Source organism: Cupriavidus sp. Met-2 (assembly GCF_049843575.1).
Classification (GTDB): Bacteria; Pseudomonadota; Gammaproteobacteria; order Burkholderiales; family Burkholderiaceae; genus Cupriavidus; species Cupriavidus metallidurans.
This window is the reverse complement of sequence record NZ_JBBHZL010000004.1, coordinates 362,456-384,771: the sequence shown is the minus strand read 5'-3', so window position 1 is coordinate 384,771 and position 22,316 is coordinate 362,456. Positions and strand designations below refer to the sequence as shown.

Below are 22,316 nucleotides of genomic sequence, written 5' to 3'. Positions count from 1 at the left end.
CGATGAGCGACGGCGATAGCTCCTTCCTGTCCCGCTGGTCGCGCCGCAAGGCGGCGGTCCGCGAGGGCAAGCCCGTGCCGGAGGAACAGGTACAGGAACAGGTACAGCCGCCGGCTGTGTTGCCGTCTTCCACCGCGACATCGCCGGATGTGACAGCGGCTGTTCCAACGCCCGCCGCATCCGCTGTACCCATGCCGACGCTTGCGGACGTGGCCGTGCTACGCCCGGGCGATAACATCGCCCGCTTCGTGGCACAGGGGGTCGACGAGTCCGTCAAACGTGCGGCATTGAAGACCTTGTTCGCCGATCCGCACTTCAACGTGATGGACGGGCTGGACACTTACATCGACGACTACAGCAAGCCCGACCCGATCCCGCCCGAGATCCTGCGCAGGCTGCGGCAGTCGGAGACGCTGGGGCTTTTCGATCCGGTCGAGGAGGCCGAAGACGTCGCGGAAGTCGAAGAGGCGGGCAAGGCAGGAAAGGCCGTGGATGACGCGGCGGCTTCGCAGGCACCTCAACCCGGGCAGGGTCTGCAGGCAGCAATGGTCGAGGAGCCCACGGCCTCGTCCGAGCCGGACGAAGATCCCGCTGCGGACAAACACGCGTAGCCGCTGACCCGGCACGGGCCTAGAATAGGCCACTCCCACAAATCCGCCGACGCATGATCCTTCCGCGACGAGAAGGCGCGCATCGGCCGCTGCGCAAGTCCAAATGCCGACGCTGATCTGCAATTGCAATGACACCATGCCGCTCGACGGCGCGGCGCTGGCCAAAGCCAGTGGCGGTAACCAGGATGCGACGCAGGGCACCGCGCCGCTGAAGGTGCATCGCCTGCTGTGCCGCCGCGAGATTGGCGATTTCCGGAAGGCGCTCGATGGCACGGACGACGTGATCGTCGCGTGCACGCAGGAAAGCCCGCTGTTCACCGAAGTGGCCGCGCAAACGGCCAGTGAGCAAGGTGTGATGACCGCGCCGGTCCGCTTCGTCAACATTCGCGAGACTGGTGGATGGTCGGCCGGGGCGCGGCGCGATCCGGCCACGGCCAACGCCAAGATCGCCGCGCTGCTTGCGGTGGCGGCGTTGCCCGATCCCGATCCGGTGGCCACGGTCGATTACCGCTCCGAAGGCACGGTACTGATCATGGGACCTGCCGCTCGCGCACTGCCGTGGGCGGGTCGCCTCAGTGAGGCGGGGCTCGATGTGACCGTGCTGCTGGGCCAGGCCGACGGCGTGGTGGGTAGCGGCGCGAACCCGGCGGATCGCGCGTGGCCGGTTCACAGTGGCAGGCTCGCGTCGCTGACCGGCTGGCTGGGCACGTTCACTGCCACCTGGGAGACCGGTGCCGGCAAGAGCAATCCGATCGACCTGGATCTCTGCACGCGCTGCAACGCCTGCATTGCGGCGTGCCCCGAGCAGGCGATCGACTTCAGCTACCAGATCGACCTCGACCGTTGCCGAGATCATCGCGAATGCGTGAAAGCGTGCGGCGCGGCGGCGGCTATCGATTTCGATCGCCCGGCTGCGACCGAATCGGGCCGGTTCGACATCGTTTTCGATCTCAACGATTCACCGGCTTTCACGATGCATCAGCCGCCGCAAGGCTATCTGCATGCGGGGGGTGACGTGGCGCGCCAGTACGCGCTGGCACTAACCGCGCAGCAGTTGGTCGGCGAATTCGAGAAGCCGAAGTTCTTCCGCTACAAGGAAAGCCTCTGCGCCCACGGCCGCAACCAGACCACGGGCTGCACGGCTTGCATCGACATCTGTTCGACGCAGGCGATCAGTTCGCACTGGCGCGACGGCAAGGGCCGTATCGAGGTCACGCCGAACCTGTGCATGGGCTGCGGCGCGTGCACGACGGTTTGCCCGAGCGGTGCCATCAGCTATGGCTACCCTGGCCCGGAGACGTTTGGCGAACGCCTGCGCACGCTGGTGACCACTTACAGCCGTGCCGGCGGCCGTGATGCCGTATTGCTGATCCACGGCGCGGAGCACGGTACGTCAGCCATCCTCGCGCTGGGTCGCGCCGCGCGGGCCGGCCAGGCACGGGGCGTGCCGCCGAACGTAATTCCGGTTTCGGCATTCCATCCGGCCTCGACGGGCATCGAGTTGTGGCTGGCTGCCCTGTGCTGGGGTGCGGGCGGCGTGGCCGTGCTGCTGACTGGCGACGAAGCGCCGCAATACCGTGCGGCGCTGCTCGGGCAGATGGCCGTGGCCCGGACGATCCTGGAAGGCTTCGGCTATCGTGGCCAGCGGCTGGCGCTGGTCGAGGCGAGCGACGTTGCCGGGCTCGATGTGGGGCTGGGCGCGATTTCCACGCCGGCCGAACCGCTGAGCCCGCTGCCCGTCGCGGGATTCCGCGCCGCGCTGGCCAAGCGCGAGACCCTGGATTTCGTTGTGGATCACCTGGCGCGCAATGCTCCGGTGCCCGCCGAAACGATGGCGCTGCCTGCGGGCGCGCCGCTTGGGGCCGTGCAGGTCGACACCGCCCGCTGCACCCTGTGCATGGCCTGCGTGGGCGCGTGTCCGACGCAGGCACTGCGCGACAACGCCGAGCGGCCCGTGCTGGCCTTTGTCGAGCGCAACTGCGTGCAGTGCGGGCTGTGCGAGAAGACCTGCCCCGAGGACGCAATCACACTGGTGCCACGTTTGCTGGCGGGCGATGCCGCGCGCCGGCCCGTCACGCTCAACGAGACCCAGCCGTTCCATTGCGTCCGTTGCGGCAAGCCATTTGGCACGGCGCAGATGGTGGAATCCATGCTGGTCCGACTGGCTGGCCACCCGGCGTTTGCCGGCGCGGCGGCTGAGCGGCTGAAGATGTGCAGCGACTGCCGGGTCATCGACATGGTGGAAAAGGATAGCGGCGCCGCCACGGGCGCGACGCTGCAATAAGGCAGCGCACGGGATAGCGCGCTACAGAAGGGATAAACGGAAGGGATGCATCACGATATGAGCGATTTCCAGCCGATTCAGCTTACCGCCCAGACACCGGCGCACGGCGAGCCCGATCCCGAGGACACCGCGCGCGCCGATCTTTATGGTCTGCTGGCCACGCTGTTCTATCAGGCGCCCGATGCGACGCTGTTGCACCATATCGCGGCCAATCGCGCGTCAGGTGCAGATGCCGATACCGTGCTCGGTCGCGCGTGGAATACGTTGTGCGACGCAGCATCGATCACGATCGCCGTGGAAGCCGCGGACGAGTACGCGCAGTTGTTCGTCGGCGTCGGCAAGCAGGAGATCTTTCTCTACGGCTCGTTCTATCAGGCCGGCTTTCTCAACGAGCGGCCATTGGTGGCATTGCGTGACGATCTGGCCCGCTACGGGCTCACGCGGCACGATAACGTCAGCGAAACCGAGGATCACGTGGCCGCGCTGTGCGAGGTGATGCGCTATCTCGTGGCCGGCGATGATCTCGCGGTGTCGAATCTCGGCGAGCAGCAACGCTTCTTCGCCCGGCATCTGCAGCCTTGGGTGGACCGGTTGTGTGACGCCCTCGAGAACCATCCGCAGGCCCGCTTCTACCGCAGTGCCGCAGGACTGTTACGCGCGTTTTGCAGCGTCGAGGCTGTCGCGCTCGAGATGCACTGAGCGGGGGCGCGGTCGGGGTTTGTCCGATATTTACCGATTTTGCGGCCGCGCGCGTGGTCATTCGGTGGTGTTGCAACTAGAATATGCAAAACACGTCATAAATAAATCATCCATCGGTACGGCATAGCCGAGGAGTCCTCATGGAAGATAAACAACCCCGGGTCGCACGTCGCACCTTTCTGGCGGGTGCCGGCGTGGTTGCCGCAGCCGGCGCCGCCGTTGTGGCCACGCGCGGACAGCCCGCGCTTGCCGAGGCCGTCGCCGCTAAGGCCGAGCCCGCCGATCCCGCGCCGGGCAGTGATGGCTACCGGGTCTCCGCCCATATCCGCAAGTACTACCGGACCACGCTGGTTTAGGCATGTTGCCCCGGGCGTGCTGGCGCGCGCCCGAGTTGTCGCACACGCCAACCGCTCTGATCGAGGCAAGCCATGACCCCCCTGACCCGCAAACGTGCGAACAACGGCGCGAACGACGGCGCCAACCATCGCGCGGACCACGGCCAGACCGGCCGGCTCACCAGCCGGCTCGCTGATTCCAGTTCGCAATCCCAGTCTCAGTCCCAGTCCCAGTCATCCGGACGCCTGTCCGCGCGCCTTGCCGCAGGCCTGGCCGGCGCCATGCCGACCATGGACCGTCGCAGCTTCCTCAAGCGTTCGGGCATCGGCGTGGGCGCGGGGCTGGCCGCCACGCAACTGACGATGATGCGTCGCGCCGATGCCGACGACGGCAAGGGCGGCGCAGGCGGCAAGGGCGATATTGTCGTGCGCCGCACTGTCTGCGGCCATTGCTCGGTGGGTTGCGCGGTCGACGCGGTGGTGCAGAACGGCGTGTGGGTGCGGCAGGAGCCTGTGTTCGATTCGCCGATCAACCTGGGCGCGCATTGCGCCAAGGGCGCCGCGCTGCGCGAGCATGGTCACGGCGAATACCGGCTGAAGTACCCGATGAAGCTGGTCAACGGCAAGTACCAGCGCATCTCCTGGGATCAGGCGCTCGACGAGATCAGCGCGAAGCTCAAGCAGATCCGCCAGGAAACCGGACCGGATTCGTTGTTCTTCATCGGCTCGTCCAAGCACAGCAACGAGCAGTCCTACCTGCTGCGCAAGTGGGTCTCGTTCTTCGGCACCAACAATACCGACCACCAGGCGCGCATCTGCCACTCGACCACCGTGGCCGGCGTGGCGAACACCTGGGGCTACGGTGCGATGACCAATTCGTACAACGACATGCAGAACGCCAAGGCGGCGCTGTATATCGGTTCGAATGCGGCCGAGGCGCATCCGGTGTCGATGCTCCACCTGCTCCACGCCAAGGAGAGCGGCTGCAAGGTGATCGTGGTCGACCCGCGCTACACGCGCACGGCGGCCAAGTCCGATCACTACGTTCGCATCCGCTCGGGCACCGATATCGCGTTCCTGTTCGGCGTGCTGTACCACATCTTCCAGAACGGCTGGGAAGACAAGAAGTACCTGGCCGACCGCGTCTACGGCATGGACAAGGTCAAGGAGGAAGTGCTGGCCAAGTGGACGCCGGACAAGGTCGAGGAAGTCTGCGGCGTGCCCGAGGCCGAAGTCCGGTACGTGGCCGAGACGATGGCGAAGAACCGTCCGTCCACGCTGGTCTGGTGCATGGGCCAGACGCAGCACACGATCGGCAACGCCATCGTGCGTGCGTCGTGTATCGTGCAACTGGCGCTCGGCAACATCGGTGTGTCGGGCGGCGGCGCCAACATCTTCCGTGGCCACGACAACGTGCAGGGCGCCACCGACGTGGGGCCGAACCCGGATTCGCTGCCGGGCTACTACGGCCTGGCTGCCGGCGCGTGGAAGCACTTCGCGACGGTCTGGGGCGTGGACTACGAATGGATCAAGAAACAGTTCGCCTCGCAGGCGATGATGGAGAAGTCCGGCACCACGGTGTCGCGCTGGATCGACATCGTCACCGAGAAGCCGGAACTGATCGACCAGGACCACAACGTACGTGGCGTGTTCTTCTGGGGCCATGCGCCGAACTCGCAGACGCGCGGCCTGGAGATGAAGCGCGCGCTCGACAAGCTCGACCTGCTGGTCGTGATCGACCCGTATCCGTCGGCCACGGCCGCCATGGCCAACATGCCGGCGACCGAAGGCGATACCCCCAACCCGAACCGTGCGGTGTACCTGCTGCCGGCCTGCACCCAGTTCGAGACCTCGGGTTCGTGCACGGCGTCGAACCGTTCGCTGCAATGGCGTGAGAAGGTGATCGAGCCGCTGTTCGAGTCGATGCCCGACCACGCGATCATGCAGGCGTTCGCAGAGAAGCTGGGCTTTGCCAACGAACTGTCGAAGAACTACAAGCTGGTCGAGGTCAAGCGCGCCGGGCGCACGTGGCGGGAGCCCGAGACCGAATCGATCCTGCGCGAGATCAACGCCGGCAACTGGACCATCGGCTACACGGGCCAGTCACCCGAGCGGCTGAAGGCCCACATGCGCAACATGCACATGTTCGATGTGCGCTCGTTGCGCTGCAAGGGTGGCAAGGACCCGGTCACCGGCTATGACATCACCGGTGATTACTTCGGCCTGCCATGGCCGTGCTACGGCACGCCGGAGCTGAAGCACCCGGGCTCGCCCAACCTCTACGACACCAGCAGGAACGTGATGGACGGCGGCGGCAATTTCCGCGCCAACTTCGGTGTGGAGCGTGATGGCGTGAGCCTGCTGGCGGCCGACGGATCGCACTCGCTGGGCGCGGACATCACTACCGGGTATCCGGAATTCGACGCGGTGCTGCTCAAGAAGCTCGGGTGGTGGGACGAACTGACCGACGCCGAAAAGAAGGCGGCCGATGGCAAGAACTGGAAGACCGACCTGTCGGGCGGCATCCAGCGCGTGGTGATGAAGAACCACGGCTGCCACCCGTTCGGCAACGCCCGCGCGCGGGCCGTGGTCTGGAACTTCCCGGACCCGATCCCGCAACACCGCGAGCCGCTGTACTCGACGCGCCCGGACATGGTCGCCAAGTACCCGACCCACGACGACAAGATGGCCTTCTGGCGCCTGCCCACGCTCTACAAGACCGTGCAGCAGCGCAACATCGAGAACAAGGTCTACGAGAAATTCCCGATCATCCTGACCTCCGGCCGTCTGGTCGAGTACGAGGGCGGTGGCGAGGAAACGCGCTCGAACCCGTGGCTGGCCGAATTGCAGCAGGAGAACTTCGTCGAGATCAACCCGAAGGCGGCATCCGAACGCGGCATCCGCAACGGTGACTACTGCTGGGTCAAGACGCCGACCGGCGCCAGGATCAAGGTGCGCGCGCTGGTGACCGAGCGCGTGGGCGTGGATACGGCGTTCATCCCGTTCCATTTCTCTGGCTGGTGGCAGGGCAAGGATCTCAAGCCCTACTACCCGGAGGGCGCCATGCCGATCGTGCGCGGGGAGGCGGTGAACACCGCCACCACCTACGGCTATGACTCGGTGACGATGATGCAGGAAACCAAGACCACCGTTTGCCAGATCGAGCGGTTCGCATAAGGACGGAGACGCAAATGGCCCGCATGAAATTCATCTGTGATGCCGAGCGTTGCATCGAGTGCAATAGCTGCGTCACCGCCTGCAAGAACGAGCACGAGGTGCCCTGGGGTGTGAACCGGCGCCGCGTGGTGACGGTCAACGACGGCGTGGTCGGCGCGGAAAAGTCGATCTCGGTGGCGTGCATGCATTGCTCCGATGCGCCGTGCATGGCGGTCTGTCCGGTCGATTGCTTCTATCGCACCGAGGACGGCGTGGTGCTGCACGACAAGGATGTTTGCATCGGCTGCGGCTACTGCTCGTACGCCTGCCCATTCGGCGCGCCGCAGTTCCCTAGCGAAGGTACCTTCGGCGTGCGCGGCAAGATGGACAAGTGCACGTTCTGCAACGGCGGCCCGGAAGCCAACGGCAGCGAGGCAGAGTTCGAGAAGTACGGTCGCAACCGCCTGGCCGAAGGCAAGCTGCCGCTGTGCGCGGAAATGTGTTCGACCAAGGCGCTGCTCGGCGGCGATGGCGACGTGATTGCCGACATCCTGCGCAATCGCGTGATCAAGCGCGGCAAGGGCGGCGACGTCTTCGGCTGGGGCACCGCCTATGGCGGCGTCAAGGCGCAGCCGGCAGCGGGCACGCCGCCCGCGGCGCCGGGTGCCGCACCCACGGCGCCTGCCGCGCCAGCCAGCGAGGGGAGCGCATCATGAACCGCGCGCTACTGATTGCCCTGAGCCTTTCGGGCCTGCTGATCGCCGGCTGCGGCGAGAAGGCGCAGACATCGACCGCTTCGTTCAAGAAATCGGATACGCCGGCCTGGCAGGGCGCCCCCGGCGATCCGTTCGTCGCCAAGGGATGGACGCCGGGTGACAGGGATAGCTGGGTGCGCCAGATCCATGAGCGCAACCAGTACCAGAACGAGTACAACAAGACGCCGTGAGCGCCGGCAAGGAGGGCTTATGACGCGGCTTTCACGTACAGGACGGTGGCTAGCCGGCGCGCTGATGACGCTGGCGATGGCCGGCGCGTTCGCGCAGGCGCCAGCTTCGGCACCGCAGGCGCAACAGTCCGCCACGCAGTCCGCCACACAGTCCGATAACGCAAACAACCCGGCCACGCACCCCGCGCAGCCGTTCGCGGGCATTGCGAGCGAGAACATCTTCAATGTGCCGCGCCGCGACATGGCCGCCGAGGCGCGTGCGCAGCAGGAGCGTTCGCAGACGCAGCCGGGCAACAATGCGCCGGTCTGGCGCGAGGCGAACTCCGACCAGCCGAACTACAGCAGCCTGCCGGCCAAGGAAGCTGGTGTGCTGATCCAGCGCACGGGTCAGAAGTGGCGTCTGTTCCGCAATGGCGTGATCACGGTGTGGGGTGGCTGGCTGGTGTTGATCGTGCCGCTGGCGATCCTGGCGTTCTTCGCCTGGCGGGGCACGATTCCGCTCAAGACACCGCGCACGGGCCGCATGATCGAACGCTTCACGCCGCTGGAACGCATCGTGCACTGGACCATGGCGATCTCGTTCTCGATCCTGGCGATCTCGGGCCTCGTGATCCTGTTTGGCAAGCACGTCCTGCTGCCGATCTTCGGCCATACGCTGTTCGGATGGCTCACGTACATCCTCAAGAACCTGCATAACCTGAGCGGGCCGGTGTTCACGGTTGCGATCGTCGTCGCCTTCGTGCTCTTCGTGCGCGACAACCTGCCCAGCCGCGACGACCTGACGTGGATCGCGCGGGCAGGGGGGCTCCTCACGGGCAGCCACGTGCCGAGTCACCGTTTCAACGCCGGCGAAAAGCTTTGGTTCTGGATCGGACTGGTCTTTTTTGGGCTGATCCTGTCTGCGTCGGGGTGGGTGCTCGACATGATCGTGCCGGGCCTGGAGTACTACCGCGCCACGATGCAGATCGCCAACGTCATCCACGCGATCGCCGCGGTGCTGATGATTGCGCTGGCCTGCGGCCATATCTACATGGGCACGATCGGCATGGAAGGCGCCTACCGCGCCATGCGCGATGGCTACGTGGACGAGGCCTGGGCCCAGGAGCACCACGAGCACTGGTACGACGATATCAAGGCCGGCAAGATCCCCGCGCAGCGCTCCACACCGCCGGAGGACGCGGGCCGTAGCCGCCAGCGTCCGGGGCAGGCTTGATCATGCGCATTGGCACGGCGTTGCAGTTTGCGGCAGTCGTATGTGCAGGTCAGGCGTACAATCGCCCGGGCTTTTAACCGCAAGAGGAGGGCTCGGCATGAAACGTGTACTTTTCGGTTTGACGATGGGCGCTGCCGCACTGGCTGTGGCGGGTTGCTCGAGCTGGGGCTGGGGTTCGTCCAGCAGCAGTAGCAGCAGTGGCACGGCGGCAACCAGCGCGTCCACGAAGGCCGCCGCAGCGCTGAGCCCCAAGAGCGGCACGAATACCGCGGGACGCGTCACGTTCGACCAGCAGGCGGGCGGTGGCGTGATGGTGGTGGTATCGGTGACCGGCCTGCCGCCAGGCACGACACATGGCTTCCATGTCCACGAGAAGGGTGACTGCTCCGCGCCCGACGCGATGAGCGCGGGTGGGCACTTCAACCCGGCAGGCAAGCCGCACGGCCAGATGACGATGCCCGATCATCATGCCGGCGACATGAACAACCTCGTGGCGGACTCCAGCGGCAACGCGCGCGTCCAGTTCATCATGCCGGACGTGACCGTGGCACCCGGCCCGAACAGCGTGGTTGGCCGCGCCGTCGTTGTCCACAAGGATGCCGACGACTATCGCACCCAGCCCACCGGCAACTCGGGCGGCCGCATCGCCTGCGGTGTGATCGCCGCCTCCTGATCCCTCCAGATAGCTTCCGCTGTAGCTGGCCCGACCTTTGGAAGGGCCAGCCCGCCTCCCACATGTCCCTGCGCCCCGAACTGACACATGCCAGCGTACCCCTGATCGAAGAGGTGGCTGTCCTCGACGAGCAAGGCAGGGAGCGTCCGGCCTGGCTGCCAGGCGAGCGCCCGCTGACGGTCTATCTGGATAAACGCGAGCTGGTCACGCTGATGACGCTGGGCGGCGCGCCAGAGCATCTCGTCCTGGGTTATCTGCGTAATCAGCGACTGGTGGAGTCGATCGAGCAGATTGCTTCGGTCCAGGTGGACTGGGAAACCGAGTCGGTGGCCGTGACCACCCGTTCGGGGGTCGATCGCATCGAGGAGCGCACCGCGCGCCGCGTGGTGACCACGGGCTGCGGGCAGGGCACGGTGTTTGGTTCGCTGATGGATGAGGTCGACACCATCGCGCTGCCCCCGGACGCCCGACTCGACCAGGAAACGCTGTACGCGATCGTCGATACCATCCGGCTTCAGCAATCGGTCTACAAGCAGGCCGGCTCGGTACACGGCTGCGCCTTGTTCCGGGGTAGCGAGTTGCTGACCTTCGTCGAGGACGTAGGCCGCCACAACGCCGTGGATGCCATCGCCGGGTGGATGTGGCTCGAGGACATGAGCGGCGCCGACAAGATTTTCTACACCACGGGCCGACTGACGTCGGAAATGGTCATCAAGGGCGCCCAGATGGGCATCCCTTTCCTGTTATCGCGTTCGGGTGTGACGCAAATGGGTTACCAGATGGCCAAGCGTGTCGGAATGACACTATTCGCGCGCTGCACCGGCAAGCATTTCCTGCTCTACACAGGGCGGGAGCGGTTCCGCCACACACCGACCGAAGCGCTGGTACCGGCGGTCTAGGAATTCCGCTGCGCGGCACCAGATCGCAACAGAAGCCGGAACAAGAGCGCCAGAAGCGATTGGTTGTACAATGCGCCCCAATCTAGCGGCAGCCCGCCGCCCGACTTTTCCGCCCACGCCTTTATGAGCATCAAATCCGACAAGTGGATCCGCCGCATGGCGGAGCAGCACGGCATGATCGAACCGTTCGAGCCCGGCCAGGTACGGGAGTCGGACGGCCGCAAGATCGTGTCCTATGGCACGTCGAGCTACGGCTACGACATCCGCTGCGCCGACGAATTCAAGATCTTCACGAACATCAACAGCACGATCGTCGATCCGAAGAACTTCGACGAGAAGTCGTTCGTGGACTTCAAGGGCGATGTCTGCATCATCCCGCCGAACTCGTTCGCGCTGGCCCGCACGATGGAATACTTCCGGATTCCGCGCAGCGTGCTGACGATCTGCCTGGGCAAGAGCACCTATGCCCGCTGCGGCATCATCGTCAACGTGACGCCGTTCGAACCCGAGTGGGAAGGCTATGTGACGCTTGAGTTCTCCAACACCACGCCGCTGCCCGCCAAGATCTATGCCGGCGAAGGCTGCGCGCAGGTGCTGTTCTTCGAGAGCGACGAGATCTGCGAGACCTCGTATGCCGACCGTGGCGGCAAGTACCAGGGCCAGCAGGGTGTCACACTGCCGAAGACCTGATCGCATTACAATGCCGGCGTCCGTCGCCGGGGGCGCCGCCGGCCATGAACCGGTCAGGCGTCAGACCTGACGAAAGAGCCACATGCCGCCGTTTGCGGGGAACTCCCCGCCGGCCATGTGGCTCAAGTTCTTTCCAAGCACGCTCATCAAGGATGCCCGATGAAATTCCGCTTCCCCGTCATCATCATCGATGAAGACTTCCGCTCCGAGAACATCTCCGGCTCGGGCATTCGCGCGTTGGCCCAGGCCATCGAGAATGAAGGCATGGAAGTGATGGGTCTGACCAGCTATGGCGACTTGACGTCGTTCGCCCAGCAGTCCAGCCGGGCATCCACGTTCATCGTGTCGATCGACGACGACGAGTTCGTGCGCGCCGACGATCAGCCCGAAGCGGCCGCCATCGAGAAGCTGCGCGCGTTCGTGACCGAAGTGCGTCGCCGCAACACGGATCTGCCGATCTTCCTGTATGGCGAGACGCGCACGTCGCGCCATATTCCGAACGACATCCTGCGCGAGCTGCACGGCTTCATCCACATGTTCGAGGACACCCCCGAATTCGTGGCGCGCCACATCATCCGCGAAGCCAAGGTCTACCTGGATTCGCTGGCCCCGCCGTTCTTCAAGGCGCTGATCGACTACGCGCAGGACAGCTCGTACTCGTGGCACTGCCCGGGGCACTCGGGCGGCGTGGCGTTCCTGAAGAGCCCGGTGGGCCAGGTGTTCCACCAGTTCTTCGGCGAGAACATGCTGCGCGCCGACGTCTGCAACGCGGTCGAGGAACTTGGCCAGCTGCTGGACCACACCGGCCCGGTGGCGGCGTCGGAGCGCAACGCCGCGCGCATCTTCAATTCCGACCACATGTTCTTCGTGACCAACGGCACGTCGACGTCGAACAAGATGGTCTGGCACGCCAACGTGGCGCCGGGCGACATCGTGGTGGTGGACCGTAACTGCCACAAGTCGATCCTGCACGCGATCATGATGACGGGCGCAATTCCGGTGTTCCTGATGCCGACGCGCAACCACTACGGCATCATCGGCCCGATTCCGAAGAGCGAGTTCGACCCGGAGACGATCCGCAGGAAGATCGAGAACCATCCGTTCGCGAGCAAGGCGAAGAACCAGAAGCCGCGCATCCTGACGATCACGCAGGGTACGTACGACGGCGTGCTGTACAACGCCGAGCAGATCAAGGAAATGCTGACGTCGGAAATCGACACGCTGCATTTCGACGAGGCATGGCTGCCGCACGCGGCGTTCCACGATTTCTATCGCGACATGCACGCGATCGGCCGTGACCGTCCGCGCAGCAAGGACGCGCTGGTGTTCGCCACGCAGTCCACGCACAAGCTGCTGGCCGGCCTGTCGCAGGCCTCGCAGATCCTCGTGCAGGATTCGGAAACGCGCAAGCTGGATCGCTACCGCTTCAACGAGGCGTATCTGATGCACACCTCGACGAGCCCGCAGTACTCGATCATTGCCTCGTGCGACGTGGCCGCGGCGATGATGGAAGCGCCGGGCGGCACCGCGCTGGTCGAGGAAAGCATCCAGGAAGCGCTGGACTTCCGCCGTGCCGTGCGCAAGGTGGAAGCCGACTACGACGTCGCCAACAATGGCGACTGGTGGTTCAAGGTGTGGGGCCCGGACGCGCTGGCCGAAGACGGCATTCCTGACCGCGAAGAGTGGATGCTCAAGGCCAACGAGCGCTGGCATGGCTTCGGCGATCTGGCCGATGGTTTCAACCTGCTGGATCCGATCAAGGCCACGATCATCACCCCGGGCCTCGACGTGGACGGCGAGTTCAGCGAGCGCGGCATCCCGGCGGCAATCGTCACGAAGTACCTGGCCGAGCACGGCATCATCATCGAGAAGACGGGTCTGTACTCGTTCTTCATCATGTTCACGATCGGCATCACCAAGGGCCGCTGGAACTCGCTGGTGACCGAGCTGCAGCAGTTCAAGGACGACTACGACCAGAACCAGCCGCTGTGGCGCGTGCTGCCCGAGTTCGTGGGCAAGCACCCGCAGTACGAGCGGCTGGGCCTGCGTGATCTGTGCGACGCGATCCACAGCGTCTACAAGGCCAACGATGTGGCGCGCGTGACCACCGAGATGTACCTGTCGGACATGGAGCCGGCGATGAAGCCGTCGGATGCCTGGGCGATGATGGCGCATCGCGAAATCGAGCGCGTGCCCGTCGACGAACTGGAAGGCCGCGTGACCGCGATCCTGCTGACGCCGTACCCGCCGGGCATTCCGCTGCTGATCCCGGGCGAGCGCTTCAACCGCACGATCGTGAAGTACCTGAAGTTCGCGCGCGAGTTCAACAAGCTCTTCCCGGGCTTCGAGACCGACATCCACGGCCTGGTCGAGGACGAGGTCGATGGCCAGAAGGCGTACTTCGTGGATTGCGTGAAGCAGTAAGGCTTCACAGCAAGGCTTCATTCGATCCAAACAAAAACCCCCGTGCCGTGAGGCCGGGGGTTTTTTGTGTCTTGCGTGATCTGTGGGGAGAGGGAGAGGGTCAGCGCATCACCCTCCAACCCCACTTCAATCCAGCTACTTGCTTTTCTCGAACTGGAACGAAGGCGCCACCGGTTCACTCGAGTCGCCGCCGCTCGGCAACTCCAGCGTGCCGGGCGAGGACGCCCCCCCGGGCTTGCCATCGTCCTGTCCGCCAAGCGGGATACTGACCTCGGCGGAATTACTGTGTTTGAGCGATCCCTTGTCGAGCAGGCCAGTCACCATGCCCGGCCAGAACATCACCAGCAGCACCATGACGAGCTGCAGGCCCACCCACGGCAGGGCACCCCAGTAGATGTCCGAGCTCTTGACTTCCTTCGGGGCGATGCCGCGCAGGTAGAACAGCGCAAAGCCGAACGGCGGGTGCATGAACGACGTCTGCATGTTCACGCACAGCATCACGCCGAACCAGACCAGCGCGGCCGTGGCGGCGGCTTCGGGGTTGCCGCCCATCGAATCGGCTACCACCGGGGCCAGCACCTTGACCGCAACCGGCGCCAGCATCGGCACGACGATGAACGCGATCTCGAAGAAGTCGAGGAAGAACGCCAGGAAGAAGATGAACAGGTTCACCACGATCAGGAAGCCGATCCAGCCGCCCGGTAGCGAGGTGAACAGGTGTTCCACCCATGCGCCGCCGTCCACGCCCTGGAACACCACCGAGAAGCAGGTGGATCCAATCAGGATGAACACGACCATGGCGGTGATGCGCGCGGTGGATTGGTAGGCATCCACGATCAGCAGCCGCAGGTCGGTAAGCTGGCCGGCGCGGATCAGGAGCCACAACACCACAAGGTAGGCAATCGCCAGCGGGATGCGGAACGCATGCGAGCCGAATGCGAAGACGCCCACCGCGGCGGCCACCAGCGTTGCCAACAGGCCCAGCCGATAGATGTTGCGGTCGATCTTGTTGAAGCCCTTGTCGCGGATCACGGCCAGCACCAGCGCGCCAACCGCGCCCATCGCTCCGGACTCGGTCGGCGTGGCGATGCCGAGCATGATCGTGCCGAGCACCAGGAAGATCAGCACGGCGCAGGGGATGATGCCGCGCAGGCAGGTACGCCACAGCGCCCAGCCGCGCAGCGTGCGCGCTTCTTCCGGCACCGGCGGCAGCCAGTCTGGTTTGATGCGGGTCAGCACGAAGGTGTAGAGCGCGAACAGCGCGATCTGGATCACCGACGGGCCCCACGCGCCCAGGTACATGCTGCCGACGTCGGCGCTACCGGCCGGGGTCTTCAACTGGTCGGCCAGCACCACCAGCACCAGCGACGGCGGCACCAGCTGGGTGATCGTGCCCGATGCGGCCAGCACGCCCGTGGCGTACTTCATGTTGTAGCGGTAGCGCATCATCACGGGCAGCGAGATCATGGCCATGGCGATCACCTGCGCCGCCACCGTGCCGGTGATCGCGCCCAGGATGAAGCCGACGATGATGACCGAGTAGCCCAGGCCGCCACGAACCGGGCCGAACAACTGGCCCATCGAGTCGAGCATGTCCTCCGCGAGTCCGCATTTCTCCAGGATCGCGCCCATGAAGGTGAAGAACGGAATCGCCAGCAGCAGTTCGTTGGACAGCACGCTGCCGAACACGCGGCTTGGCACGGCCTGCAGGAACTGCACGGGGAAGTAGCCCCATTCGATGGCCAGAAAGCCGAAGGCCAGACCCACGGCCGACAGCGAGAATGCGACCGGGAACCCGATCAGCATAAATACCACCAGGCCGCCGAACATGAGCGGCGGCATATATTCCAATGGAATCATTATTGCACCGGCCTTTCGTATTTCGATTCGATGCGCAGCAGGCCCTGCAGGGCGGCGAAGCGCTTGATCAGTTCGGAAATCCCCTGCAGCGTGAGCAGGGCAAAGCCGATGGGCACGACGAGCTTGATCGGATAACGGGGCAGACCGCCCGAATTGCCCGATTGCTCGAGGATGCGCCACGAAGGCAGGAACAGCGATTCCCACGACAGCCACGTAAACAGGATCGTGGAAGGCAGCAGGAAAACGACGATGCCGAAGATGTCGATCCAGTGCTGCGCGCGCTCGGACACGCTGCCGTAGATCAGATCCACACGCACGTGCTCATTGCGCTGGAACGTGTACGACGCGCCGAACATCACGGCAATGGCAAACATGTACCACTGCAACTCCAGTGGCCAGTTGTCGCTGAGGTTGAAGCCGTAGCGGAGCAGGGCGTTACCTGCGCTGATCAGACACGACAGCAGGATCATGATGTTTGCAAGCCTGCCCGTATGCTGATTCAACCTGTCGATCTGTCGTGACAGACCAAGCAAGTAATTCATGGGTTGTCTCCCCGGTTTTTGCGCCAAATAGTGTATCTGTCACAATTTGTAAGGGCGCTAGGGGATTGTCCTAACAGGTGGACATGGCGTGGGTTTTCTTCTCTTTCCCGCCCTTTCCCACACTTGGACGGCCGGAGAAAACCGGAAACAAAAAAGCCGCTGGCCTGACGGCACAGCGGCTTTTTTACGACAAAGACTTACGCGAAACTTACAGCGCCTTGCGTGCGGCGGCGATGGCGGCGCGTACCTGATCCGGCGCGGTGCCGCCGATATGGTTGCGCGATGCCACCGAGCCTTCGAGCGTCAGCACGCTGTGTACGTCGTCGCCGATCAGCGAGGCCTTGTCGCCCAGACCCGAGACTTCGCGCAGTTGCTCGACGGTCAGGTCGGCCAGGTCGCAGTGGCGGTCGTCGCAGGCGCGCACGGCGTGGGCCACGGCCTCGTGCGCGTCGCGGAACGGCAGGCCGCGCTTGACCAGGTAATCGGCCAGGTCGGTGGCGGTGGCGTAGCCCTGCAGCGCGGCGGCGCGCATGTTGTCCGGCTTGACGCTGATGCCGGGCACCATGTCGGCGAAGATGCGCAGCGTGTCGACCACGGTATCGACCGTATCGAACAGCGGCTCCTTGTCTTCCTGGTTGTCCTTGTTGTACGCCAGCGGCTGGCCCTTCATCAGCGTCAGCAGACCGGTCAGGTGGCCGTACACGCGGCCAGTCTTGCCGCGGGCCAGTTCGGGCACGTCCGGGTTCTTCTTCTGCGGCATGATCGAGCTGCCGGTGCAGAAGCGGTCGGCGATGTCGATGAAGCCGACGCGCGGGCTCATCCAGATCACCAGTTCTTCAGAGAAGCGCGAGACGTGCGTCATGATCAGCGACGCGGCGGCCAGGAATTCGATTGCGAAGTCGCGGTCGGACACGGCGTCGAGCGAGTTGCGGCACACGCCCTCAAAGCCCAGTTGCGCGGCCACGAACTCGCGGTCGATCGGATAGCTAGTGCCGGCCAGCGCGGCGGCACCCAGCGGCAGGCGATTCACGCGGCGGCGGCAATCGGCCATGCGCTCGGCATCGCGCGTAAACATTTCCACATAGGCCATGAGGTGATGGCCGAACGTGACCGGCTGGGCCACCTGCAGGTGGGTGAAGCCGGGCAGGATCGTGTCTGCGTTCTTCTCGGCCAGGTCGAGCAGCGCGCCGCGCAGGTCGCCCAGCAGGCCGACGATGCTGTCGATCTCGCTGCGCAGCCACAGGCGGATGTCGGTGGCCACCTGGTCGTTACGCGAACGGCCCGTGTGCAGGCGCTTGCCGGCGTCGCCCACCAGGGCGGTCAGGCGCGCTTCGATGTTCAGGTGCACGTCTTCGAGGTCCAGCTTCCACTCGAACGCGCCGGACTCGATCTCACCGCCGATCTGCGTCATGCCGCGCTCGATCTCGGCGCGGTCGGCTTCGGCGATGATGCCCTGCTTTGCCAGCATGGCCGCATGGGCCAGCGAGCCCTGGATATCGAACAGCGCCAGGCGCTTGTCGAAGAAGACCGACGCGGTGTAACGCTTCACCAGATCGGACATCGGTTCGGAGAAGCGGGCGGACCAGGCTTCGCCTTTCTTGGCTAGTTGGGAGGTCATGGCGGGGCAGGGCGGAAAATCGGAAACGGCGATTATATCGCCAGAGGCGGGCAGAACTGCTGCGGACCGGTTCCCCTCTCCCGCACGTGGGAGAGGAGTCAGGGGAGAGGGCAGGCCGTGCAAGGCACGTTAGCCGCATTCAGGGCCGCCGCACCCTCTCCCCCGCCCCTTCTCCCGCCTGCGAGAGAAGGGAGAAAACAGGCGGATACCGCACATGTCGGCGACGGATCAACCGCTATTACGCAACCCGGCCGCCACCCCGTTGATCGTCAGGTGGATCCCGCGTCGCACGCGCACGTCGTCGCCATCCTTGCCGGCCCGGTACCGCTTGAGCAGTTCCACCTGCAGGTGGTTCAGCGGATCCAGGTAGGCAAAGCGGTTCTTGATCGAGCGCGCCAGCAGCGGGTTGTCAGCCAGTCGTTCCTGCCGGCCGGTGATCAGCCCGAGCATGTCACTGGTCAGGTGCCATTCGGCGCTGATGCGTGAGAACACGGCCTTGCGCAGCGCGGTGTCCTCGCACAGCCCCGCGTAGCGCGACGCCACGGCCAGGTCGGTCTTGGCCAGCACCATATCCATGTTCGATAGCAGCGTGCTGAAGAACGGCCACGACTTCACCATCCGCTTCAGCGTGGCCACCGTGGCCTTGCGCGACTTCTCGTCCGGCGCGGCGTCCAGCAGGGCCTGCACGGCACTGCCGAAGCCGAACCAGCCCGGCAGCAGCAGACGGCACTGGCCCCACGAGAAGCCCCATGGAATCGCCCGCAGGTCTTCGATGCGGCGGTGCTTCTTGTCCATCAGCTTGCGCGATGCCGGCCGCGATCCTAGGTTCAGGTCCGCGATCTCGGTGATCGGGGTCGTGGCGAAGAAGTAGTCCTTGAAGCCCGGGGTCTCGTAGACCAGATCACGGTACGCGGAGAACGCATGGTCGGACAGCTGCTGCATGACGCCTTCGAACGTCGCCAAGTCCTTCGGCGCGTTCTGGGTGGGCAGCAGCGATGCTTCCAGCGTGGCAGCGATCACCGTTTCCAGGTTGCGCCGGCCGATCTCGGCATTCGCGAACTTGCTGTTGATGATTTCGCCCTGTTCCGTCAGGCGGATCTGGCCGTTCACGGTGCCGGGTGGCTGCGACAGGATGGCCTGATAGGTCGGGCCACCGCCGCGACCCACCGTGCCGCCCCGGCCATGGAACAGGCGCAGCTTCACGCGGCGTTCCTCGAACAGCTTCACCAGCGCCAGTTCGGCCTTGTAGAGCTCCCAGTTCGATGTCAGGAAACCGCCATCCTTGTTCGAATCCGAATAGCCGAGCATCACTTCCTGCTCGACGCCATGGTGGGCGATCACCGAATCGAAGCCCGGCAGATCCAGCAGCGACTCCATGATGCCGGCCGCATTGCGCAAATCCTCGATGGTTTCGAACAGCGGGATGACCATCAGCTCCATGCGCGCCGGATCGGTCTTGCTGCCCAGCGTGCCGCGCAACATGCCGGCTTCCTTCTGCAGCAGCATCACCTCGATAAGGTCGGACAGCGTCTCAGTGTGCGAGATGATGTAGTTGCGCGCGATGCGGGCGCCATAGCGGGCGCGCAGGTCGCGGGCCATCGCGAAGATCGCCAGTTCGCTGCGTGTCTGTTCCGAGTAGTCGTGCCACGGCAGCGTCAGCAGGCGCGGCTGGCGCAGTTCGGCCAGCAGCAGTTCCAGCTTGCGCGCTTCCGGCAGCGCAGCGTAGTCGGACTCGATGCCGGCCGTCGCGAACAGTTCGGCGATCACGGCCTCGTGCACGTCAGATACCTGACGCATGTCGATCGAGGCCAGGTGGAAGCCGAAGACCGCGATCGCGCGCACCAGTGCGTCGACGCGGCCGCGCGCCAACGCCTCGCCATGATGGGTGCGTAGCGAATCGACCACGATCTGCACGTCGGCTGCGAATGCTTCGGCGTTCTCGTAGGGAGCGACGTCGGCCACCGGATGGCGTTGCGCGACATGGCCAGTCAGCAACTGCGAGGTGGCGGCCAGCCGCGCGTACATACCGATCAGCGCGCGGCGGTAGGGTTCGTCCGCACGGTGTTCGGAGTGGTCCGGTGAGGCTTCGGCCAGCGCCAGCAGTTCGGGGCTGGCATCGACCATCAGCGACGACAGCGGCAGCTCGGCGCCCAGCGCGTGCAGTTCATCGAGGTACCAGTCGAACAGCAGGGTGGCTTGCTGGCGCGCCGCGTGCTCGAGGGTTTCGGCCGTGACGTTGGGGTTGCCGTCGCGGTCGCCGCCGATCCACGAGCCCATCTGCAGGAACGGCGCCAGCGGCGCGGGCGTGGCGCCGGTCTTGGAACGGCGCGGGAAGACGTCGGCGATGTCTTCTTCCAGCTCGGCCATCAGGCGCGGAATTCCCTGGAGGAACGTGGTGCGGTAGTACGAGAGCGCGTTCTCGATTTCATCGACCACCATCAAGCGCGTGTTTCGCAACATGCGGGTCTGCCACAGCGTGGTCACGCGTGCGCGGAGCTGGGCCGTGTTGTGGTCGCGCTCGCGGGTGGTCATCGGCAGGTCGCGCTCGGCCAGCAGGCGGGCGATCTCGCGCTCCGCGTCCAGGATGCTCTTGCGCTGGACTTCGGTCGGGTGCGCGGTCAGCACCGGCACGATCAGCGCGTCGTCGAGGAATTCGCGAAGTTGCTTACCAGTCACGCCAGCGGCGTCAATAGCTTGCAGCGCACGCGCCAGGCTGCCCGGCTGCGGCGGAGATCCGGCCAGTGCGTGCACCCGGCGGCGGCGGTTGTGGTGCTGGTCTTCGGCGATATTGGCCAGATGCGAGAAGTAGCTGAAGGCGCGAACCACCGAATTGGTCTGGTCGCGCGACAGGCGCTTCAGCAGGCGGTCGAGTTCGGTGCCTGCGGCGCGGTCGTTCTCGCGCCGGAAGCGCACGGCGGTCTGGCGAATCGTCTCGACCAGGTCGAAGGCGGCATCGCCTTCCTGCTCGCGCACGCAGTCGCCCAGCAGGCGGCCGAGGAAGCGGATGTCCTCGCGCAGCGGCAGGTCCTTGTCGGCGGTGCGGCGGGCGGGGGTAGTGGTGGCGGCGCCCTCCGCCGTCACGACAGCGAGCTTTGGCCTGGCTGCCTTCGTGGCTTTCGGGGTCTTGGGGGATGCGCCTTCGGGGTCAAGCTGGCCTGAGGCTGGCGTAACAGACTTGCGGCCGGTAGAGCGTGAACGGCCGGTGGGGCGCGCAGCAGGCTGCGTCATCAACAATCTCCTCTTTATCGCTTCGTAGCTTTTCTATATTGACCGGCCGCAAAGCCTTGCCGGATCGTACTTTTACGGCTTATCAGGGGCCTGAGGCTACCAGCCTGCGTGCTAACATGCGCGGATGCAAGCACCCGCCAATCCGTCTTCTTCGTCCGCTGCAGTGTCAAGCAGCATGCCGCACAAGCTGGTCATCGCCTCGCGCGAAAGCCGGCTGGCGATGTGGCAGGCTGAACATGTTCGTGCTGCGTTGCAACAATACTATCCCTCCTGCGATGTGTCCATTCTCGGCATGACGACAAGGGGTGATCAAATTCTCGATAGGACCTTGTCCAAGGTAGGCGGCAAGGGCCTGTTCGTGAAGGAGCTGGAGGTCGCCATGTCCGAGGGACGCGCCGACCTGGCCGTTCACTCGCTCAAGGATGTGCCGATGGAGCTGCCCGAAGGCTTCACGCTGACGGCGGTGATGGAGCGCGAGGACCCGCGCGATGCGCTGGTTTCGGCGCAATTCGCCTCGCTCGAAGAGATGCCGGCCGGAACCGTGGTGGGCACTTCGAGCCTGCGCCGCGAAGCCGCGCTGCGCAGTCGCTTTCCGCATCTGGTGATCAAGCCACTCCGGGGAAATCTGGACACCCGCCTGGGCAAACTGGACCGTGGCGAGTACGGCGCCATCATCCTGGCTGCGGCCGGGCTCAAGCGACTGGGCCTGGGCGATCGCATCCGTGCGCTGATCGCGCCGGAAAGCTCGCTGCCGGCGGCCGGACAGGGCGCCTTGGGCATCGAGATCCGTGCGGATCGTCCCGAACTGGCCGAATGGCTGGCGCCGCTGAACCATCTGCCCACGCTGCTCGCCGTATCGGCCGAACGGGCCGTCTCGCGCCGCCTGGGCGGCTCGTGCCAGGTGCCGCTTGCCGCGCACGCGCGCTGGCGTGACGCCAGTCTTCAACTCGACGCCTTCGTGGCGCTGCCCGACGGTTCGCGTCAGGTGCGCGCCCATGCCACGGGACCCGTCGCCACGGTAGCCGACGCCGAAGCGATCGGAACCGCCGTCGCCGGCGATCTGCTGGCCCAGGGCGCGGACGGCGTGCTGGCCGCGCTTTCCACGGACTCCGCCGCCGGACCTGCTTGAGGAACCCGC

At 65.2% G+C, this 22,316-nt stretch carries 17 protein-coding genes; 13 read left to right on the top strand and 4 right to left on the bottom strand.

What is annotated here, in order from left to right:
* The first annotated feature begins 2 nt into the window (after positions 1-2).
* The 12 genes from WD006_RS12285 to WD006_RS12230 all read left to right on the top strand — a co-directional run bounded on the left by WD006_RS12285 (position 3) and on the right by WD006_RS12230 (position 13,930).
* A complete protein-coding gene (locus WD006_RS12285) occupies positions 3-611 on the top strand; it encodes a DUF3306 domain-containing protein (protein ID WP_011517336.1) in 609 nt (202 codons plus the stop codon).
* Positions 612-714: 103 nt separating this feature from the next.
* Positions 715-2,895: a 4Fe-4S dicluster domain-containing protein gene (locus WD006_RS12280; RefSeq protein WP_029307233.1), complete on the top strand. Its 2,181-nt coding sequence runs from the start codon at positions 715-717 to the stop codon at positions 2,893-2,895.
* 57 nt (positions 2,896-2,952) lie between these two features.
* Positions 2,953-3,594 carry a TorD/DmsD family molecular chaperone gene (locus WD006_RS12275; RefSeq protein ID WP_029307234.1) on the top strand — a complete coding sequence of 214 codons (642 nt, stop codon included), beginning with the start codon at positions 2,953-2,955 and terminating at the stop codon, positions 3,592-3,594.
* Positions 3,595-3,734: 140 nt separating this feature from the next.
* Positions 3,735-3,950 carry a hypothetical protein gene (locus tag WD006_RS12270; RefSeq protein WP_008651781.1) on the top strand — a complete coding sequence of 72 codons (216 nt, stop codon included), beginning with the start codon at positions 3,735-3,737 and terminating at the stop codon, positions 3,948-3,950.
* Positions 3,951-4,022: 72 nt separating this feature from the next.
* A complete protein-coding gene (locus WD006_RS12265; protein ID WP_029307235.1) occupies positions 4,023-7,106 on the top strand; it encodes a molybdopterin-dependent oxidoreductase in 3,084 nt (1,027 codons plus the stop codon).
* Positions 7,107-7,120: 14 nt separating this feature from the next.
* On the top strand, positions 7,121-7,801 hold the full coding sequence (fdh3B, locus tag WD006_RS12260; protein WP_011517332.1) for a formate dehydrogenase FDH3 subunit beta: 681 nt from the start codon (positions 7,121-7,123) through the stop codon (positions 7,799-7,801).
* On the top strand, positions 7,798-8,031 hold the full coding sequence (locus WD006_RS12255; RefSeq protein WP_029307237.1) for a hypothetical protein: 234 nt from the start codon (positions 7,798-7,800) through the stop codon (positions 8,029-8,031). The genes fdh3B and WD006_RS12255 overlap by 4 nt, the downstream gene beginning before the upstream one ends.
* 19 nt (positions 8,032-8,050) lie before the next feature.
* Positions 8,051-9,244 carry a formate dehydrogenase subunit gamma gene (locus WD006_RS12250; RefSeq protein WP_029307238.1) on the top strand — a complete coding sequence of 398 codons (1,194 nt, stop codon included), beginning with the start codon at positions 8,051-8,053 and terminating at the stop codon, positions 9,242-9,244.
* A gap of 97 nt (positions 9,245-9,341) precedes the next feature.
* Positions 9,342-9,917, top strand: coding sequence for a superoxide dismutase family protein (locus tag WD006_RS12245; RefSeq protein WP_029307239.1), 576 nt, complete (start codon positions 9,342-9,344; stop codon positions 9,915-9,917).
* Between the two features lie 62 nt (positions 9,918-9,979).
* Positions 9,980-10,816 carry a formate dehydrogenase accessory sulfurtransferase FdhD gene (locus WD006_RS12240; RefSeq protein WP_011517327.1) on the top strand — a complete coding sequence of 279 codons (837 nt, stop codon included), beginning with the start codon at positions 9,980-9,982 and terminating at the stop codon, positions 10,814-10,816.
* A gap of 123 nt (positions 10,817-10,939) precedes the next feature.
* Positions 10,940-11,506, top strand: coding sequence for a dCTP deaminase (dcd, locus tag WD006_RS12235; protein WP_008646296.1), 567 nt, complete (start codon positions 10,940-10,942; stop codon positions 11,504-11,506).
* Between the two features lie 159 nt (positions 11,507-11,665).
* Complete coding sequence (locus WD006_RS12230) at positions 11,666-13,930, top strand: arginine/lysine/ornithine decarboxylase (protein WP_029307240.1); 2,265 nt, start codon at positions 11,666-11,668, stop codon at positions 13,928-13,930.
* 135 nt (positions 13,931-14,065) lie between these two features.
* Here the strand turns inward: WD006_RS12230 and WD006_RS12225 are convergent, their stop codons facing one another.
* The 4 genes from WD006_RS12225 to ppc form a co-directional block, all read right to left on the bottom strand.
* Positions 14,066-15,790 (bottom strand): TRAP transporter large permease, encoded by a 1,725-nt coding sequence (locus tag WD006_RS12225; protein WP_008646294.1) that lies wholly within the window; start codon positions 15,788-15,790, stop codon positions 14,066-14,068.
* Positions 15,790-16,332, bottom strand: coding sequence for a TRAP transporter small permease subunit (locus WD006_RS12220; RefSeq protein WP_008646293.1), 543 nt, complete (start codon positions 16,330-16,332; stop codon positions 15,790-15,792). The genes WD006_RS12225 and WD006_RS12220 overlap by 1 nt, the downstream gene beginning before the upstream one ends.
* Before the next feature lie 208 nt (positions 16,333-16,540).
* A complete protein-coding gene (gene argH, locus WD006_RS12215; protein ID WP_029307241.1) occupies positions 16,541-17,950 on the bottom strand; it encodes an argininosuccinate lyase in 1,410 nt (469 codons plus the stop codon).
* Between the two features lie 228 nt (positions 17,951-18,178).
* Entirely contained in the window at positions 18,179-21,178 is a 3,000-nt protein-coding gene (ppc, locus tag WD006_RS12210; protein ID WP_029307242.1) for a phosphoenolpyruvate carboxylase, read from the bottom strand.
* A 124-nt stretch (positions 21,179-21,302) separates the two neighbouring features.
* Between ppc and hemC the strand changes: the two genes are divergently transcribed.
* Positions 21,303-22,307 carry a hydroxymethylbilane synthase gene (gene hemC, locus WD006_RS12205; RefSeq protein WP_024569048.1) on the top strand — a complete coding sequence of 335 codons (1,005 nt, stop codon included), beginning with the start codon at positions 21,303-21,305 and terminating at the stop codon, positions 22,305-22,307.
* Positions 22,308-22,316 lie beyond the last annotated feature (9 nt).